Source organism: Oleiphilus sp. HI0079, from assembly GCF_001635105.1.
Genome location: NZ_LWFT01000697.1, coordinates 1 through 1,017 on the forward strand (window position 1 = coordinate 1; position 1,017 = coordinate 1,017).

A 1,017-nucleotide genomic window follows, 5' to 3' on the forward strand; every position below is an offset into this window, starting at 1 on the left:
CTAAAAAAAGCTGGTTTAAAGGTGACGGTTCCGCGTCTAAAAGTGTTGGGGCTGCTCGAAGCGTCGGATGGTCAGCACATGAGCGCAGAGGATGTATACAAAGCACTGCTAGAGTCGGGAGATGACGTCGGTTTGGCGACGGTTTATCGTGTACTCACTCAATTTGAGGCTGCAGGTCTTGTTCAGCGCAATAATTTTGAGGGTGGCCATGCCGTATTCGAGCTGGCGAGCGAAGAGCATCACGATCATATGGTCGATACCGAAAGCGGAGAGGTGGTCGAGTTTTATGACGAGATTATCGAACGGCGTCAGCATGAAATAGCCGCAGAACACGGTTTTGAGCTCGTTGATCATAGCCTGACGCTATACGTTAAAAAGAAACGTTAAGATAGCAATGCTATCGCGAGCTGTTTTAGATCCGTTGCTTATGTGAGCTTTAACATCTCGCGCGCATGCGCTTTCGTTTGATCCGTTATATCAATCCCGCCAAGCATTCTGGCCACTTCTTCCGTGCGCTCCTCATCATTGNGAGGGTCGACCGATGAATGCATTGTGCCATCCATGATCGATTTGCTGATGCGCAGGTGATGCTCTCCCTGAGAGGCGACCTGTGCCTGGTGCGTAATGCACATGACTTGACCATTCTTGCCGAGCTCTTTTAATAGTCGTCCAACAACCTCGGCAGTGCTGCCTCCAATTCCGACATCGACTTCATCGAAAATCATGCTCGGAACGGCTGAACGTTGTGCCAACACCACTTGTATCGCCAAGCTTATTCTCGAAAGCTCACCGCCGGATGCGATTTTGCCCAATGCGCGTGGCGGCTGGCCGGGATTGGTGCTGATCAAAAACTCAATGTCATCAATGCCGTGGATATTCGCATTACGCTCTTCATGTTGATCGATTTGCGTAACAAAGCGGACGTTCTGCATTGACATCATTTGAAGCTGTTCTGCTACCGTTTCCTCAAGAGAGATGGCGTGCTTCATACGGCTGTCTCGCAGCGCGTTAGCACGC

At 50.4% G+C, this 1,017-nt stretch carries 1 protein-coding gene and 1 pseudogene; one reads left to right on the plus strand and one right to left on the minus strand.

Annotated elements, in window-relative coordinates:
• On the plus strand, positions 1–387 hold a 387-nt coding region (gene fur / locus A3750_RS12720), incomplete at its 5' end, for a ferric iron uptake transcriptional regulator (RefSeq protein ID WP_068548339.1).
• 38 nt (positions 388–425) lie between these two features.
• Here the strand turns inward: fur and A3750_RS12725 are convergent.
• A pseudogene (locus A3750_RS12725) lies at positions 426–1,017 on the minus strand (DNA repair protein RecN); the annotation flags it as partial.